General features: G+C 33.7%; 13 protein-coding genes. 3 read left to right on the top strand and 10 right to left on the bottom strand.

Features of this window, described 5'->3' with window-relative positions; translation table 11 throughout:
• Positions 1 to 229: 229 nt before the first annotated feature.
• Positions 230 to 3340, bottom strand: coding sequence for a type I restriction endonuclease subunit R (locus ETI37_RS03915; RefSeq protein WP_006586356.1), 3111 nt, complete (start codon positions 3338 to 3340; stop codon positions 230 to 232).
• Positions 3341 to 3450: 110 nt separating this feature from the next.
• Between ETI37_RS03915 and ETI37_RS03920 the strand changes: the two genes are divergently transcribed.
• Entirely contained in the window at positions 3451 to 4056 is a 606-nt protein-coding gene (locus ETI37_RS03920; RefSeq protein ID WP_006586355.1) for a restriction endonuclease subunit S, read from the top strand.
• Here the strand turns inward: ETI37_RS03920 and ETI37_RS03925 are convergent.
• The 9 genes from ETI37_RS03925 to ETI37_RS03965 all read right to left on the bottom strand — a co-directional run bounded on the left by ETI37_RS03925 (position 4053) and on the right by ETI37_RS03965 (position 14820).
• Positions 4053 to 4592 carry a restriction endonuclease subunit S gene (locus ETI37_RS03925; RefSeq protein ID WP_006586354.1) on the bottom strand — a complete coding sequence of 180 codons (540 nt, stop codon included), beginning with the start codon at positions 4590 to 4592 and terminating at the stop codon, positions 4053 to 4055. The genes ETI37_RS03920 and ETI37_RS03925 overlap by 4 nt on opposite strands.
• Positions 4582 to 6114 carry a class I SAM-dependent DNA methyltransferase gene (locus tag ETI37_RS03930; protein ID WP_006586353.1) on the bottom strand — a complete coding sequence of 511 codons (1533 nt, stop codon included), beginning with the start codon at positions 6112 to 6114 and terminating at the stop codon, positions 4582 to 4584. The genes ETI37_RS03925 and ETI37_RS03930 overlap by 11 nt, the downstream gene beginning before the upstream one ends.
• A 54-nt stretch (positions 6115 to 6168) precedes the next feature.
• Positions 6169 to 8250 (bottom strand): DUF262 domain-containing protein, encoded by a 2082-nt coding sequence (locus ETI37_RS03935; RefSeq protein ID WP_006586352.1) that lies wholly within the window; start codon positions 8248 to 8250, stop codon positions 6169 to 6171.
• Between the two features lie 157 nt (positions 8251 to 8407).
• Positions 8408 to 9973, bottom strand: a complete 1566-nt coding sequence (locus tag ETI37_RS03940) for an ATP-binding cassette domain-containing protein (protein ID WP_006586351.1) — start codon at positions 9971 to 9973, stop codon at positions 8408 to 8410.
• Between the two features lie 91 nt (positions 9974 to 10064).
• Complete coding sequence (locus ETI37_RS03945; protein ID WP_006586350.1) at positions 10065 to 10898, bottom strand: helix-turn-helix domain-containing protein; 834 nt, start codon at positions 10896 to 10898, stop codon at positions 10065 to 10067.
• A 178-nt stretch (positions 10899 to 11076) separates the two neighbouring features.
• A complete protein-coding gene (locus ETI37_RS03950) occupies positions 11077 to 11934 on the bottom strand; it encodes an Rpn family recombination-promoting nuclease/putative transposase (protein ID WP_006586349.1) in 858 nt (285 codons plus the stop codon).
• A 122-nt stretch (positions 11935 to 12056) separates the two neighbouring features.
• Complete coding sequence (gene groL / locus ETI37_RS03955) at positions 12057 to 13682, bottom strand: chaperonin GroEL (protein ID WP_006586348.1); 1626 nt, start codon at positions 13680 to 13682, stop codon at positions 12057 to 12059.
• A 27-nt stretch (positions 13683 to 13709) separates the two neighbouring features.
• Complete coding sequence (gene groES, locus ETI37_RS03960; protein ID WP_022091322.1) at positions 13710 to 13994, bottom strand: co-chaperone GroES; 285 nt, start codon at positions 13992 to 13994, stop codon at positions 13710 to 13712.
• Between the two features lie 184 nt (positions 13995 to 14178).
• Entirely contained in the window at positions 14179 to 14820 is a 642-nt protein-coding gene (locus ETI37_RS03965) for a redox-sensing transcriptional repressor Rex (protein ID WP_022091323.1), read from the bottom strand.
• Between the two features lie 173 nt (positions 14821 to 14993).
• On the opposite strand from ETI37_RS03965, the gene ETI37_RS03970 reads away from it, so the two are divergent.
• Both ETI37_RS03970 and ETI37_RS03975 read left to right on the top strand, forming a co-directional pair.
• Positions 14994 to 16904, top strand: a complete 1911-nt coding sequence (locus ETI37_RS03970; protein ID WP_006586345.1) for an ABC-F family ATP-binding cassette domain-containing protein — start codon at positions 14994 to 14996, stop codon at positions 16902 to 16904.
• Between the two features lie 127 nt (positions 16905 to 17031).
• Positions 17032 to 18002, top strand: a 971-nt coding sequence (locus ETI37_RS03975) for a YfhO family protein (RefSeq protein WP_143460221.1), incomplete at its 3' end; no start/stop codon positions are given.

The raw sequence follows: 18002 nt of genomic DNA on the forward strand, positions 1-18002 counted from the left end.
CTATATTCTATTATAGCAAAAAGAAAGCGTGCAATAATCATTGCACACTTTAATTACTTAATAATTATAATCATCATCCGAATTGGCGTTTTGTTTGACTACTAATCTCTCCAACATAATTTAAGTTACATACTAAAAAGAACGAAAAAATATTGATACTTCAAAGAATATATCCCTTGATTATCAACATTTTGGCATTACAGAAGAAATTTACTCTAAATATACTTTATTAAATAGGTCCAATTGCCATTTGTTTTGCTTGAGAAACCACCAATTTCGTTGCATCAGCTGAAATATCAGGTGGATACCCGTATTTTCTTAAAAGGTGTCTAACAGCCATTATCATTTTAGCTTGAACAGCAGCTCTTCGTTCCCAATCAACACCTGCATTAGCCTTGACTGTCTTTACTAGTTCTTTGGCAATTAAATGTAATTTTTCTTCACCTAAAACTTGTACAGCTTTTTCATGGTTTGCTAAAGCATCATAGAAAGCAATTTCTTCTGGAGTTAAACCAAGATCTTTACCTTTTTCCTGTTCAGCATTAATTTTTTGAGCCATTTCAATCAACTCTCGAATAACAATTTCAGTGTTTATCCCACGTTTATTATATTCAGCAATTGACGCTTCAAGCATTTCTTGAAATTTCTTACCTTGTACAATGTTCATTTGCAAACAAATTTTAATCTGTCCTCGTAGAATTTTCTCCAAAATTCTAACTGCTAAAGATTTTTCATTTAGATTTTGAACTTTTTTCAAAAACTCTGGAGAAATTGTATCCAATCTCGGCTTTTCCAATCCCAAAGATTTATATACATCTACTTCAGGTTCAGCAATTATTGATTGGTCAATCATTTGACGTAAGCGATAATCAATATTCTTTCTTTCATGATCATCATTGTTAGAAAGTAATTTCATGATAAATACTTTAACTAACCTAAAGAATGCTATTTCTGGCCCAATCTCTTGAGCAGCTGGCTGAATTGCCACTAATGCATATAACTTTTGAGCTTCTGTTACTACATCACAAAACTTTTGAATTGTTTCTTTATCTTCAGCAATTAACTCATTTGCAACCTTATTAACTGTCCTAGTTCTTACAATATCATCTTTCGAATCGAAGCCAGAATAGTCTATTCCGTATAAGAAATCATTTTTAATGATATTGTACTTATCTTTAAGCAGTGCCAAAACCTTTTCGACATTAATGCCTACTTGATCTTTGTCATCTTTAGAATAAATACTTAATGCAAGTTTTAAAGAATCCGCAATACCAATGTAGTCAACAATCAAGCCACTTTCTTTATTTTTGAACACTCTGTTAACACGAGCTATCGCCTGTATCAAATTATGACCTTTCATAGGTTTATCAACATACAAAGTATTTAAACTAGGTACATCAAATCCAGTTAGCCACATATCAACAACTATTACTATTTGAAGTTCATCTGAGTTGTCTTTCATACGTTGTTGTAAAATACGACGGTCTTGCTTGCTAGTATTATGTTTAGAAAGTTCTGGGCCATCTGAAGGACTAGAGGTCATTACGATCTTTATTTTTCCTTTGTGGATATCTGAACTTTCCCAATTTGGACGCAATTTTATAATCTCATTGTATAATTTGACAGCATTGATTCGAGAGATTTCGACAATCATAGATTTACCGAACTCTTCTTTTTGCCGAGCTTCAAAATGAGATATAAAATGCTTAGCTATAGCTTCCAATCTTTGCTTAGCACCAGCAATAGCTTCAAGCTTAGTTAATTCTTTATTTCGAGCTTCTTTTTCTGAATCAGAAGCTTCGGTATTTAAATCATACTCATTCATCAACTCATTAAACTTCTCTTCTGAGCCTGATTTAAGTTTTAAAGGAATTATATGACTTTCATAAAAGATTCTAACTGTTGCGTGGTCTGCTACAGATTGAGTTATATCATATACATCAATATAATTACCAAAAACCGCTACAGTAGACTTATCTGCTGTATCTATTGGAGTACCAGTAAATCCAATAAATGAAGCATTAGGCAAAGCATCCCTCAAATATTTTGCATAACCATATCTAACACCGTTCTTAGTAAGTTCAGCCTGCAAACCATATTGAGTTCTATGAGCTTCATCTGCCATAACAATTACATCAGATCGATTAGTTAAAACTGGCATCTCATTTTCCCCACGTTCAAAATCTGGAGAAAACTTTTGAATTGTACTAAAAACAATTCCACCTGAATTACGACTCATATAATCTCTAACTTCATCACGATTTTCTGCATGATCTGGTGTTTGTTGAAGATATTCATGAGCCTGAGCAAAAGTACCAAATAATTGATCATCTAAATCATTTCTATCATTAATCACAAGAATAGTTGGATTACCTAGTTTTCTGGCAACAATCCCTGAGAAGAAAACCATTGATAGAGATTTTCCTGATCCTGTAGTATGCCAAACAACACCTATTCTTTTATCACTATTAGATTTCAAAGCACGTTCGGCAGCAACAACTGCTTTATTAACCATATAGTATTGATGATATGCAGTTAATATTTTTACTGTACTATCACCATTGGTCTCAAAAATAATAAAGTTTTGAATAATATTAAGTAAGGTTTTAGGCTTCAACATATACTCAATTAAAATATCGAGTTCCAGACTACCTTCTGGTACTAATTCATTTTTAGGTTGTCGCCATCTCATAAAACGATCAAAACCTGCAGTCAAAGAACCTACACGAGCATTAACTCCATCAGAAGCAATTAGAATTTCATTGTATTTCATGTAGTCTGGGATTTCAGCCTTATAAGTTTGTAACTGTTCATATGCTTCTTTTACAGTAATATTCTCATTATCAGGCTTTTTAAGCTCAAATGTAATTAAAGGTAGTCCATTAACAAATACAGTGATATCAGTCCTACGGCTTTTTTCACCTTGTACAATTTCAAATTGATTAGTAGCTAAAAAGTCATTATTTTCCCAGTTATCAAAATCAATTGCATGCAAAGTAACAGTCTTATTTTCTCCATTCTCAGATGTCTTTATCTTCACACCTTCAATCAGCAACTTGTGCATGTAATGATTGTTAATCATCATATCTGGATTATCAGCTAATTTTGAAAATTCATGCAGAGCACGACGATAAATATCATCTGAATAACCTGGATTTAATTCTTTTAAGACTTTAGCCAATCTAGGTTCAAGAATGAACTTAGTATGATCATTATTTCTTTCAGCATCGATAATTTTACTAGTATGATTGTATACTTCACTTTTGATGACTTGATAGCCCTGTTTTGCAAGGGTTTCAAGAGCATCTTTCTCTATACTTTCTTCTTTAATTGAATTCATGACTTCACCTCTTTCAAATATGGTTTGTTAGGATAAATGATAATTTATTTAAGCAAATAAAGGAAATCAGCAACTACTTCTTTACTTATTTAAAATTTAATAATGGGAAAATGCCATCTGATTGGAATTATGTTTCTCTTAAAGATTACGCAGAAGTCACACCTGGTTATTCATATAAGGGTAAAGAACTATCACCAAGTCATTTAGCAATGGCTACGATAAAGAACTTTGATAGAAATGGTGGATTTAACGCAAGAGGATTCAAAGAAATTAATCCTCAAAAAGAAATAAAAGTTCAAAAATATGCTAATCTTTATGATGTTTTGGTTGCACATACTGACTTGACTCAAAATGCTGAAATAATTGGTAATGCTGAACCAATACTTACATGTGGTAACTACGATAAAATTATTTTTTCTATGGACTTGGTTAAGGTAACAGCTAAAGAAAATAAAATTTCTAAGTTTTTACTTGCATTAATAATGCAAGGCGATATTATGAAACGTCATTGCTTGACATATGTTAATGGTACAACTGTCCTACATCTCAATAAAAAAGCATTAAAAGATTTCGAGTTTCCATTTCCTGAAAATCCTCAAGTTATCTCAAATATCGCCAACTTTGCAGAAGAAAACTACAAAAAAATAAATAGCAATTTACGAGAAAACGATTTATTAATAAAGATTAAATCTGAACTTTTAAATAAATACTTCTAAGCAGCTAAATTATCATTTATTTGATTGTTTAATTCTATTTTCCTTTGTATAGGTATTAATTGATTCAAAATTTTCTCTTGTTTTGATAATGAAGGTATTTCGACTTCAAATTCTTTCATTACTTTACCAGAAACTTCTTTAAAGGTTGAACCAGATGCTACTTTTTCTAGATTTAATTTATTTTCCAACATTAAGTAGTATAAATATTCTGGATATACTTTACTTTTATCTGGAATAATACTTTTAAATCCCTGATTTGTAGCAATTTCATTCTTTGCTATTGCTACATATCCAATAGGTGCTCTTGAGCTTATTAAAACAGAATCCTTAGGTAAAAGTTTAGCTGAAGAGTTATTATATCCCTCACTAGTTAAATCACGGGATCCATGATCAATATACATTTTAGAATAAGAACTTAAGTCTTTAGGTGTCAACCAAGCTATTCCCTTACCACTACTGGTATAGTATTCTTCGTGTTTAGTACTTGGTGTGCCACCACCTATAACTTTTCCTATCTCTCCAACTTTATATTTCATACCCTAACTCCTTCAAAACATCCTTTATCTCATCTTGAAGTCGATCACTCTCTTCAAATTGCTTCTTCAATTCAGCAGTCAATCTCGCCATCTTAACTTCATATGGTTCTCCATCATCTTCTTGTTCAACTAACCCAACATAACGTCCTGGTGTTAATACGTAATCATTTTTAGCAATTTCATCTAATTTAGCAATCTTACAGAATCCAGCCATATCTTCATATTTTTGCTCATTGGTTCCACGATATGCATGATAAGTGTCAGCAATCTTCTTAATATCTTCATCGCTAAATTCTCTGTGAGTTCGGTCTACCATTTCACCTAATTCACGAGCATCAATGAATAAAGTTTCTCCACGACGATCCCGCTCATCTTCAGAATTCTTATTCATATCAATAAACCATAATGAAACAGGAATTCCAGTTGAGTAGAACATCTTATCTGGTAAAGCAACAATCGCATCAATCTTGTCTGCTTCTAAAAGATTTTTACGAATAGCTAATTCTTCTTTGAGTGTGGTTGATAATGCTCCATTAGCTAAAACGAAACCTGCTTTTCCATCTGGATTAAGCTTACTAATGATATGTTCAATCCAGGCATAGTTGGCATTTCCTTCAGGTGGAATACCATATTTCCAACGTGGGTCATCTTTTAATTTTTCTCCACCCCATTTTTTAACGTTAAATGGTGGATTAGCCAAAATATAGTCAAAATGAGTTCCTTTATGCAAGTCGTTAGTAAAAGTATCTGCTTGATGCGCCCCAAAATTGTTGTCAATACCTCTAATGGCAAGATTCAATTTGGCTAATTTCCAAGTAGTTGGATTTGATTCTTGTCCATAAACTGACAAGTCAGCAATCTGACCTTGGTGTTCTTGAACGAATTGTTCTGATTGTACAAACATCCCTCCAGAACCACAGCAAGGATCATATACGGTTCCCTTAAATGGCTCTACCATTTCAACCAAAGTTTTAACTACTGATCTCGGAGTATAGAATTCTCCACCATTTTTCTTTTCATTACTAGCGAATTTTTGTAGGAAATATTCATAAACTCTTCCAAGAATATCTCTTTCCTTTGCCTCTTTACCACCCACATTAATGTCTGAAATTAAATCTACTACTCCACCCAATCTAGATCTATCTAGATCTGGTGATTCATAATTTTTACTCAGAATTCCACGCAATGATTCATTATCTTTTTCAATAGATTCCATTGCATGATCTATTACTTCACCGATTTCTGGAGTTTTAGCCGCTTTTTGAATATTGTCCCATCTTGCTTCCGGACTAACCCAAAAAATATTATCAGCTAAATATGCATCTGAATCTTCAGCATCTTCTGGATAATCAGACTTTAAAAGTTCTTGTCTTTTTTCTTCAAAAGAGTCTGACACATACTTTAAAAAGATTAAACCTAAAACAACATTACGATATTCTGATGCATCCATGCTTCCACGTAATTCATCACACGCTGCCCACAATTTATCTTCAAATTTTAAGTCATTTGATTTGCTTGCCATAATTTGTCTCTTTCTATTATCTTTACTTTTGAATTTTACACTAACTCAAGTTTCTTAATTATCATTTCTTATTTTCTTTTCATTAATTTCAAAGACTAACTCTGCTGGATCTATTCCGTATATTTGAAATAGCTTATTCAATACATTCAATTTATTCCATGTATTTGTTCTTCCATAAACATATAAATCATCTGCTACTTTAGTAAATTCATTTTTTTCAGTACCACTTAAATAAAATTTCCATCCCTTTGTAGCATGCATTGCTATTATCTTATATAGTGGAGTTGGATCTATTTCATATAATGCTTCAATCACATTTACATACATTTCAATCCAAGATTTAACTTGATAAGGTGTTCCTTTAAATGTATAACTAACTATCTTAGTACCCGCAAAATCATAATCTTCATCAAGTGTACGACTTACTTTTTCGCGTTGCTTAGGCTGAAAATTACTTTCAGGATATGGCCATAATTTCAAAGCGAGTTCCTTTAAGTAATCGTTTCTAGCAAGTAATTCTTTTTCAGTCCATTGATTACAATTTTTCAAAAAGTCATTAAGTCTAAAACCACTTTGGTCAAAACCATTATCAATATACTTTTTTTCAATAAAGCTTCGATTAGAATACTTACTGTTGTAAGCAGTCAAAGTTAAATTGGCCAATTTATTTATCCATTGAGTGTAGATCCTCTTATAATCACTACCTAATGCATTTTTCCATGAATCAGATAATGTTTGCGGCATAATATGTTCAATTGTATAATTCCCATCTTGCATATTATCTACAACATTAACATGCTCGCGTGAGTCTTGATTTTCAAGTCTATCAAATAAATATTTTCGAGCATTTTTATTCATATCATAGATATCCTTATCATCAAATGATTTTAAAAATTCAGAATCTTTAGGATATCTAGAACTATCTGCTTTATTAATAAGAATATAACTTAAAACCGGTAAAAATTCTGTATTTCCTTGGTTAGTCAACTTAATAGTTTCACTAAATAAAGTAGCAAAAATTTTATTTAAGGCATTTGTAGGGAATGAACACATTGTACGTCTAAAAATAAAGGTTTCCACTACTTTCAATGATCCTATAAGTGTTTTAGAATCAATCTTATTTAATTTCCAATAATTAATCAAAGGTAACAAGAACGGCTTAATAACTCTCATATCTAAAATATTTAATCTATGCAATACTTCATCTACTTCTCGCTCTCCGGTTGAAGCATTGCTAATATCACGATTAATTTCTGAATATCTTTCCAAATCACTAAGTAATTCTTCTATATCAGAGTCATTTTTCTCACTATACTTTTTAAATTCAAGATAAACTTTTTGAATTTTAGGAACTCTCTTCAAATTAAAAGTCAGATAATTTCTTAGGAAATCAGAAACCTCATAATTTGTATTAACTTCAATCTTATTCCAATAATTTTCATATAAGCTTTCTTGAACTTTTACTGGCTGGTTCATCAAAACATAATTTCTCACTTTATCAGCTTCAGTTAAGTCTAGTCCCGTTGAATTTAAACTTTCAAAAATTAATTGAGCGTCATCTTCTCCTTGCTTAAGAGAAATATCAATAATCATTAACTTCTGAATAGCCTTAAATAACTCATCCGCAGTTAGTTCTTGATCTAAAATTCTTTCATAAAAATATCTAAAGTTATTAGTTAAATTAGAACTCAATAAATAATCTTTTTCATCTTTAAATAGTCGCTTTAACGCCATTTCATCATTCTTTACAGGCTTTAAGCGTAATTTTTTATCTTCTGGTTGAAATTCATCTTCAAGGTAGCTTGCTCTTATTCTTCGTGCTAATTGCGGATCAGTACTTGTAATTTTTTCTTCTTCAAGAAGCTTTACTAATGCAAGCATTAAAAGATACACTGTAGTAATTCGTTGCTGCCCATCAATAATTGAGACTTCTCCTATACCTTCTTGCGTACCCATTTCAACTACACTACCAAAGAAATGATTTTGACGATTATTTTTTATTAATGACACTAAATCATCAAATAATTGACGACAGTTATCACGAGTCCAATCGTAATTTCTTTGATAAACTGGAATAATCATTCTTACATTTGAGCCGTCATAAAGAGAAATTAATCTTTTTTCTGATCCTTTCATAAGCTACCTCCACTATTTTCTTTCTATATAATTATATCCAATCCCTTACCGCTTCACCACCTACTCCAATTTTCCGCTATAATAAAATAAAAAAACGGTCTCACATAGGTATTCCTATGACTGAGGCCGTTTTCTTCTAACTAAATATTCTTTTTTCCTACATATACTTACTAAAGTCCACCACTTGGTCATACTTGGCCAAGCTTTCACTATCATAATGGTGGTTAACTTCAATGAAGGTCAAGTCTGAATTAAGCAGGTAATTTTCAACATCGGCTGCAGTCTTTTTATCAAGTGAAGCGTTAATTTCATCTAATAATAAGACTGGCCGCTTAGCTAGAATTGCCCGCGCCAGGCCAATTCTTGACAGTTGCCCACCTGAGAGCTGATCCGCATTATCACCTAACTGATAGTCAAAGCCCTTTTCCCGAACCAAGTCACCTAGATCGAGCTGCTCGCACACTGCTCTTACTTCACTTTCTGCAAGCTCAGCTCCTAAGGTTAGATTGAACCAGAGACTCTCAGGAAAGATAATCGCTTTTTGACTAGCGTAACTAAATAAGTTGCTAAACGCACCAGCTTTCACAAATGCATCATCAAGCTTAAGCTCACTTGCCTTCCCGAAGTCACCATATAGCAAGAATTGCAATAGCGTCGACTTACCTGAACCTGATGGTCCGATGACGGCAAGTTTTTCACCTTTTTTCAAAGTAAAGCTAATGCCATTTGCTAACTTGTTACCTTGCCGACTCAAGTTAACATCTTTAACTTCCAAACTATTGAAGTCAGAAATTGCAGCTTTTTCAGCCTTTTGACCTTGAGCTGACAACTGTTTAATTTTTTCAACGATATCCTTGGTAGTTGTTAAGTTATTCCGTTCACTCAAAATTTGCAAGATAGGGTTAACGAAGGAGTTCGATAATTGAATAATCGCAAATAAAGCACCAAGAGTTGTTTGGCCTTGAATAACTAGCATTACCCCAATTGAGAACGGAACAAGGAAGGTCCCGCCCATCGCGATAATGTTCAAGAAGGCATTGGTATTATTTTTTGCTAAGTTCATTTTGGCAAGCTTATCTTCAAGATTGTCAACAGTGACCCGATTTTGCGCAACAGCTGCATTTCTTTTATTGAATAAATTGAAAACTTCAGTCCCAGCTAACAAGTGCTTAGTCTGGTTAACGTACTTGTCATTAGCCTTAGTCCAAGCAACAGAACTAGTTTGAATTTGCTTTTGGAAGAAGTTAGACACAATTGCTGGCAGACTCGCACCAACCAAGAAAATTAGTGTCAACATCCAGTTGAGGTAGAGCGAATAGCCTAGAGCCAACACGACTGTATATGAATAGAACAAGATTTGAATCTCAGCTTCATAGCGATTAGTTTCAAGGAGTTTAAAATCATTGGTCAAAAAGCCCAAGTTTGCACTATCTTCATGTTTACTAGTAAGCATCCCCTTAAGCACGCTAGTTCTAAGCTTAACATTGGTAGTTTTAATTGCGTCAGCTTTCAAATAATTAAAAATTAAATTAGAAATCAGCACAATTGTAAAAACAACTACCATCTGAATAAAAAGCAGTGGCAATGAAGAAAATTCTCTCTTAGTCGCCATATTGGTTAAGCTACCAACCATGTAGGCCATAATAATATTTTCGGTACTGTAGATTAAGCCGAAAAAGTTAAGCCAAAAGAACTTGAACTTTGAATAGTTTTGGTAGATCATAGTTCTCCTCCATTTTTATTAACAATCTTATTTTTTTATAATAATACCACATATTTTAATTAAAATAAAAAAGTGTCGAAATTGACACTTTTTATCTTGCTAAATAGCGTGTTAAGTCTTCCATGCCATTATCATTCAAAAATTGGCGAATTTGATTAGCTTTTTCTTTATTGCCAGACAGTAACATTTGAAAATAGTTAGCATAAATTTTAGTCAAACAATTTTTAGGTGATGAATCCAGCTCGCTTAGCCAGGAAAATGTCAGAGAAAGTGCCGCTCCTTTAGTGATTTTTCTATTATATGAATAGGCTAAATAGTTAATCAGAATTGACGATACTATTTCTCGATTTCTAGAAGTTAACTTATCTGGCTTATTTCTAGTTACTATTGCTTTGATAATTGCACTTAATTCATCATTCTTAAAAAACGAAAGCGAAACTGACAACAGAGTCAAACTCAACTCATCCCAATTATCTGAGTTAAACATCAGCTGTTTAACTTCTCTGATTGTTTCTTCATCAATCTTTTCTGGACCATATTTTAGTCCTTGATAAAGTAATTTTGCTTCGACTCGAAGTCCTCTAGCCAGCCGATTATTTTGACTATTTGGGAATTTATCTATCGCATCAATAACTTTCAAAAGTCCATCAGTATCTTTTTGATAATAAGCATTTCCCACTAACCTGTGTAAATGGTCAAAGTTACTTTTCCCAAAAGTATTTTTCTCAAAATTAAATTCTTCAAAGAAGTCCTGAATTCTAATGCCATGCAAATTGAGGATATCAATTAAATCTTGAGCATTAATTTCATGGATTCCACGCTCTATTTTAGAATAATAAGACTTAGTCAAAATATTTCCCGCCATTTCACTTTGGCTGAGATTTAACTTCTTCCGTGTAACTTTCAATGCTGCCCCAATTTCCATAGCTATCCCTCCAAGTATTTAAGTTAAGTATATCAGCACGCTACCTTTTTCTCCTGATAATTGCATACAAAAAGCTGGTATATCAGCCTGAGCTAACTTACCAGCACTTTTATTTTGAGAATATTTTTCAGCTATCTTTATTTCTTGGCTGTTCTCATAAGATTTCTCCCTGACAAGTTTATTTCATATTCTGGTGGATTATTGCTTGGATGTCTGAGTCACTTAAGCTGAAGTCTGGACCAACAGTTTTCTTAATTTGCTTAAACACATCTGTTTCGTTAGTCTCTGGTCTCATTTCTTTAATGGTCAACGTAAGAGCCTTCACCGTATTCTTGTCGCCTTTTTCGCGACCTCTCTCAATACCTCTTTTTTCCGCTACTGCTGTTTCTTCCTTCATCCGTAATTCTGCTGTTCTCATAAGATTTCTCCTTTTCGGATCATCATTATATTCTTGGATTTTGTTCTGAATCTCTTTAAAGATTCCTTTTGATTCTATTTTATCATCGTTCATTAGTTTTTGGAGATTTAACAAATCGACATCTTCGCTGCCACTACCTTTTGAATTAATGATAATATTTTCAGCATTGTTTTTAAGCTGAATACTTTTATTTTCATCATCATACAAGTGAAAACTATAGCGCAGCTTTCCCTTACCGAATGGATCAAAAGCACACAAGAATATCAGATACGTTCTAGACAATGAAGTGTACGGTTCGCCTCGATCCAAAGTATCCCGATCCATCGAGGATTGATAATACCGCATTCGTGGTCCAATGTCATGATTGTTATTAACCTGCATTTCCACGTCATACAAGTTACCTGCTTTGTCTTTAACCGCAATATCGAGTCTGACAGATTTACTAATTTTATCCGACTTAGTCCCTAGCTCTTTTTGCGCATCGATACTTTCTACAGACACAACATTCACATCAGGTAGTGCCGCTTGAATAATCGCCTTACAAAAGCGTTTATTTTGCATAATACTACCAAAGATTTCATCATTTGTGAAACCATAAAACTTTTGGTCTTCAAACATGGTAATTTCCTCCTATATTTTTCGTACAATATAAAATACGAAAAAATGGGAGGTTTTAATTTACAAAATAAAAAAGCCCTAGAACATAGTTGTTCTAGAGCTTGAAAGCTAATTTACGCTTTTTACATCATGCCGCCCATACCTGCAGCTGGGTTAGCAGGTGCAGCTGGCTTTTCTTCTGGGATTTCAGCAACTACTGCTTCAGTAGTCAAAAGTAATGCAGCGATTGATGCCGCATTTTGTAATGCTGAACGAGTTACCTTGGTTGGGTCGATAATGCCGGCCTTAACCATGTTTTCCCACTTGTCAGTTGCAGCGTTGTAACCAACTTCTGGGTCAGCACTCATTAAGTGGTCTAAGATAACTGAGCCATCTTTACCAGCGTTTTCAGCAATTTGACGAACTGGTGCGCTAAGAGCACGTAACACAATGTTAATACCAGTTTGTTCATCTTCATTGTCGCTAGTAAGCTTAGTGATTGCCTTCTTAACATCTACTAAAGCAGTACCACCACCAGCAACATAACCTTCTTCAACTGCGGCACGAGTTGAGTTCAAGGCATCTTCAATTCTGTACTTACGTTCCTTCAATTCAGTTTCAGTAGCAGCACCAACCTTGATTACTGCAACACCACCAGCAAGCTTAGCAAGACGTTCTTGCAACTTTTCCTTGTCAAAGTCACTAGTTGAGTTTTCAATTTCTTTTCTAATTGAGTCAACTCTTTCAGCAATGGCTTCCTTAGTGCCACCACCTTCAACAATAGTAGTTGAGTCCTTAGTTACAGTAACCTTGCCAGCTTGACCTAATTGATCAATTTTAGTGTCCTTAAGTTCTAAGCCTAAATCTTCAGTAATAACAGTACCACCAGTTAAAGCTGCAATATCTTGTAATTGAGCCTTACGACGGTCACCAAAGCCAGGAGCCTTAACTGCAACAACGTTGAAAGTACCACGAATCTTGTTCAAAACAAGAGTTGGTAATGCTTCACCTTCAACATCATCAGCAATAATAAGTAATGACTTACCTTGTTGAACAATTTCTTGTAATAATGGCAAGATATCTTGAATGTTAGAAATCTTCTTATCAGTAATCAAGATGTATGGATTATCAAGATCAGCTTCCATCTTGTCGTTGTCAGTTACCATGTATTGTGAAAGGTAACCACGGTCAAATTGCATACCTTCAACTACTGAAAGTTCAGTGTTAACACCCTTTGATTCTTCAATTGAGATAACACCATCATGGCCAACCTTTTCCATAGCATCAGCAATCAAGTTACCTACTTCTTCTGAAGCACTTGATACGCTAGCTACTTGTGCAATTTCGTCACGGCCAGAAACCTTGTGGCTAATCTTATGCAATTCATCAACTGCAGCCTTAGTAGCCTTTTCAATACCACGACGAATACCAACAGGGTTAGCACCGGCAGTTACGTTCTTCATACCTTCATTAACGATAGCTTGAGTTAAAACAGTAGCAGTAGTAGTACCGTCACCAGCAATATCATTAGTCTTTTGTGCAACTTCGCTAACAAGCTTAGCACCCATGTTTTCGAAGTGGTCTTTCAATTCAATTGCCTTAGCAATAGTTACACCGTCGTTAGTAATTTCTGGTGCACCATAACTCTTTTCAAGCACTACGTTACGTCCCTTAGGTCCTAAGGTTGTCTTAACAGTATCAGCTAACTTATCAACACCCTTTAATAGTGAGCGTCTAGCTTTTTCATCAAATTTAATGTCTTTTGCCATAATAAAATTACTTCCTTTATTTCAGAATTATTTTACAATTGCTAAAATGTCTTTTTCATGAAGGACCAAGTATTCTTCTCCGTCATACTTAACATTAGTGCCAGAGTACTTGTCGTAAACTACACGGTCGCCTTCCTTAACAGTCATTGGTAAAACTTTACCTTCACTGGTAACTAAGCCACTACCTACTGCAACAACTTCACCTTCAGTTGGCTTTTCTTTAGCATTTGAAGCAAGGACGATACCGCCAACAGTTTCTTCTTCTTCTTTTTTTACTTTTACGATCACGCGATCACCAATAGGTTGTAACACGTTTGTCCCTCCTATATTAACTATCAATTTAATTTTTAGCACTCTTTATTTCTAAGTGCTAACTTACAATGCTTATAATAATATGTTTTTCTCCTCGATGCAAGCAAAAAATAGCACCTTTTTGCTTCGAGTGCTAAAAAGGTGCTATTCGTATAAATTAAGTAAGCAATACTAATGCTTTACTCTAATCTTCAATTTTTTTATCAGATTCTAAAAAGTAAACCAAAGTTTGTAATTCTGTTGCTAAATCAACATTTTGAATTCGAACACCTGCAGGAGCTGATAGTCGAACAGGTGTAAAATTCATAATTCCTCTAACTCCTGCTTCAACAATTTCATTAGCTGTTTTTTGGGCATTTATTTGAGGAACTGTTAAGATTGCAATTGTAATTTGTTGCTCTCTAATTTGTTCAATCATGTCTTTCATATCATAAACCGGAACACCACTAACAATCTTTCCAGTTAAATCAGAATTGATATCAAATGCACAAGAGATTCTAATATTATTACTACGTTTAAAGTTATAATTAAGTAAGGCATGCCCCAAATTCCCTACTCCTATTAGGGCAACATTAGTCAAAGTATCTTGATTCAAGATTTTTTTAAAAAATCCCAGTAAACTTTTGACATCATAACCATAGCCACGCTTACCTAATGCGCCAAAATATGAAAAATCACGTCTAATAGAAGCACTATCAACTTGAACTGCTTCTGAGAGTTCAGTTGAGGATACTTTTTCTTTTCCTTCCTCATTTAATAAAATTAAGTAACGATAATAAAGTGGCAATCTACGTGCAGTTGCCTTTGGAATTTTTATTTTATCCATCAAAGAACCCTTCTTCATTCAAGTTTGTGAATGTGAAATTTTTTCAATCATGAATATGATACATACACTTATGGTTCATATGCAAGTAATATTTTCACAAATTTAATCCTAATAGCAACAAGTAAGTGAAATCTTCACATTTCCTATGGTAAAATATTGCACAGGTGAATTATATGATTATTGCACAAGGACATGCCCTTGAAAAACAATTTGGGGCAACAACTTTATTTAAAGATATTAATTTTTCAATTGAAAATAATGCCCGAATTGGTCTAGTAGGACCAAATGGGGTCGGGAAAACCACTCTTCTCAAAATTATGACTGGAGAAGAAGAATCAACTAAAGGTGAATTTACAGTTAACAAAGATATTGATGTTGGATATATCGCCCAGGAAAATGCCTTAGATGAAGATAAAAGCATCTGGGACGAAATGATTACTGTTTTTGCACCACTTATCAAGCAAGGCGAAACTTTAACCAAAATGCAAGAACAAATTGCTGATAATCCAGAAGATAGTGACTTGCTTAAGCGTTATGATCAAATGCAATTTGACTTTGAACAAAATGGTGGTTATACCTATCAAGCTGATATAAAAAGTGTCTTAAATGGTTTCAATTTTAAAGAAAACACTTGGACCAAGAAAATCAGCTCACTATCTGGTGGTGAAAAAACAAGACTAAGTTTTGTTAAATTACTTCTTAAAAAGCCCGACTTACTTTTGCTTGATGAACCAACCAACTATCTTGACTTAGATACTTTAGATTGGCTCGAAGGATTTTTGAAAAATTATGATGGAGCTATTTTGACTGTATCTCACGATCAATACTTCTTAGACCATCTTGCAACGCAAATTTTTGAAATGCGTTATGGTAAGTTGACTATTTTTAAAGGAGACTACACTCACTACTTAGCTGAACGCAAATTACGAGATGCTCAACAAGAAGCTGCTTATGAGAAGCAACAAGAAGAAATCAAGAAAACCGAAGAATTTATTCAGAAAAATATTGTTCGTGCTACGACTACCAAGCGGGCTCAAAGTCGCCGTAAGCAACTAGAAAAAATGGATCGAATTGATCCACCAAAGCACAGTAACAAAGTGCGGATTAATTTTAAGGCTGATCGTCCTTCTGGAAAAGAAGTTCTAATTGCTCAAGATTTAACTATTGGCTATCCTGATAAAACTATGGTTAGTGATATTTCTTTCCAAGTCAATAAAGGAGATCGAGTAGCTATTATTGGGCCTAATGGAATTGGTAAATCCACTTTACTCAAGACTATTATGAAAAAACTAGCGGTTAAATCAGGGTCCATTAAGTATGGTGCTAGTTTAGATATTGGTTACTACGATCAAGAATTACAAGGACTAGATTACAAAAAGACTGTTATTGATACTATCTGGGATCGCCATAAATCAATGCCTGAAAAAGATGTTCGTTCGATTTTAGCTAGTTTTCTTTTTACCGCTAAAGATATTGACAAGGTGGTTGGCCAATTATCAGGTGGGCAGCGAGCTAGATTAACATTAACCGTTTTAGCCTTAGAACATGATAATTTCTTAATCATGGACGAACCTACTAACCACTTAGATATTGAAGCAAAAGAAGTTCTTGAACAGGCTCTAAGTAAATTTGATGGTACACTTTTATTCGTATCTCATGACCGGTACTTTATTAACCAACTAGCAAATAAGATTATTTCAGTTAGAACTGGTCACGCAAAATTATATGAAGGTAATTACGAATATTATTTAGGAGAAAAAAATAAGCCTGTAAATCAACTACCTGAACAAGTCACTAAAACTGAAACAAAAGTTAGTGAAAACAAGTTATCTTATCAAGAACAAAAAAAGCTTGATTCACAAAAGCGAAAATTACAAAGAACAGTTGATGATTTAGAAGCTAAAATTGATGAATTAGAGCAAAAAGAAGCAGATATTCAAACTGAAATGGCAAATCCTGAAATTGCTTCTAATTTTGATAAGTTAGGGCCATTGCAAGAAGATTTATCAAAAGTTCAAGCTGAACTTGATCAAGCTACTAATGATTGGGAACAAGCTGTTAACGATTTAGATAATTTTGGATAAAGAAAAGGCCATACTCCATTACTAAGAGTATGGCTTTTTATATACCTTAAAACTCCTCATATAAAAGCTATTACTTCCATGTTAGAATGGATTAGTATATTTTCATTACTTTAGAGGTTTTTATTTTATGAAAAAAAGAACTTGGATTTTTGCCGGCTTTCTCGCTGGTCTTATATTTTTTATCGCTAGTTGGATTGGCAGCATTAATTTCCTAATGGGTGGAACTATTCACTCTGGTGATTTGATTGACCAATATATCTCCTTTTTTGCTTATTTCCAACATACTTTACTTCACGATTTTTCTAGTATTTCGTTTAGCTTTTCTAATGGCTTAGGTGGTAATACTGCTGGTAATTGGGGTTACTATCTTCTTAGTCCTTTTAACTTCATTGCTTTACTTTTCCCTACTAAGTTTTTACCACAAGCTTTATACATCATAATCTTATTAAAGGTTATGGTCGCTAGTGCTAGTTTTTGTTGGATGTCAAAAAAGCTCCATCATTTAGCTGACCCTTGGGCAATTAGTTTAGCTGTCGCTTATGCCCTTTCTTCATACGTAATTACTTATATTGGTAACTTAATGTGGCTTGATGCCATTGCGTTTTTACCTTTATTAGTTGTTTTTGTGACTCAATTAAGCAAAGGCCGTTTTAGTTTCCCTTATATTTTGCTTCTTGCAATTACGATTGTCGCTAACTACTACACAGCTTTCATGGTTTGTTTATTCTTAGTTGGCTTCTTTATTTACCAATCATATTTAAATTATTCAAATTGGAAAAACTTACTAAGAAACAGCCTTTACTTTAGTATTGCTTCTTTAACAGCTGGTGCTTTAGCTGCTTTTAGTATTGCTCCTACTGCTTTTAACTTATTAGAAAACAAGCTTAACTACTCTCTTGCTAGTCCTAACATTAGCTTCTTTCACGTCTGGCAAGAGTTGCCAGCCACTATGCTTTTTTATACTAGAAGCTGGCAATTACCTTTATTATTTGTCGGAACTATTACTTTAATTTTAACAATTAGTTTCTTTTTTAATCGCTCAATCCCTATTAAAGTAAGACTGGCAAGTTTACTTTTTAGTTTATTTACAGCTAGTGG

It is taken from the genome of Lactobacillus mulieris, from assembly GCF_007095465.1.
Lineage (GTDB): Bacteria > Bacillota > Bacilli > Lactobacillales > Lactobacillaceae > Lactobacillus > Lactobacillus mulieris.

Excerpts from the sequence above, each read along its gene's own strand:
- ETI37_RS03930 (WP_006586353.1), bottom strand. The coding sequence starts at position 6,114 with ATGGCAAGCAAATCAAATGACTTAAAATTTGAAGATAAATTGTGGGCA.
- ETI37_RS03915 (WP_006586356.1), bottom strand. The coding sequence starts at position 3,340 with ATGAATTCAATTAAAGAAGAAAGTATAGAGAAAGATGCTCTTGAAACC.
- ETI37_RS03945 (WP_006586350.1), bottom strand. The coding sequence starts at position 10,898 with ATGGAAATTGGGGCAGCATTGAAAGTTACACGGAAGAAGTTAAATCTC.
- ETI37_RS03965 (WP_022091323.1), bottom strand. The coding sequence starts at position 14,820 with ATGGATAAAATAAAAATTCCAAAGGCAACTGCACGTAGATTGCCACTT.
- groL (WP_006586348.1), bottom strand. The coding sequence starts at position 13,682 with ATGGCAAAAGACATTAAATTTGATGAAAAAGCTAGACGCTCACTATTA.
- ETI37_RS03925 (WP_006586354.1), bottom strand. The coding sequence starts at position 4,592 with ATGAAATATAAAGTTGGAGAGATAGGAAAAGTTATAGGTGGTGGCACA.
- ETI37_RS03920 (WP_006586355.1), top strand. The coding sequence starts at position 3,451 with ATGCCATCTGATTGGAATTATGTTTCTCTTAAAGATTACGCAGAAGTC.
- ETI37_RS03970 (WP_006586345.1), top strand. The coding sequence starts at position 14,994 with ATGATTATTGCACAAGGACATGCCCTTGAAAAACAATTTGGGGCAACA.
- ETI37_RS03935 (WP_006586352.1), bottom strand. The coding sequence starts at position 8,250 with ATGAAAGGATCAGAAAAAAGATTAATTTCTCTTTATGACGGCTCAAAT.
- ETI37_RS03950 (WP_006586349.1), bottom strand. The coding sequence starts at position 11,934 with ATGTTTGAAGACCAAAAGTTTTATGGTTTCACAAATGATGAAATCTTT.
- ETI37_RS03940 (WP_006586351.1), bottom strand. The coding sequence starts at position 9,973 with ATGATCTACCAAAACTATTCAAAGTTCAAGTTCTTTTGGCTTAACTTT.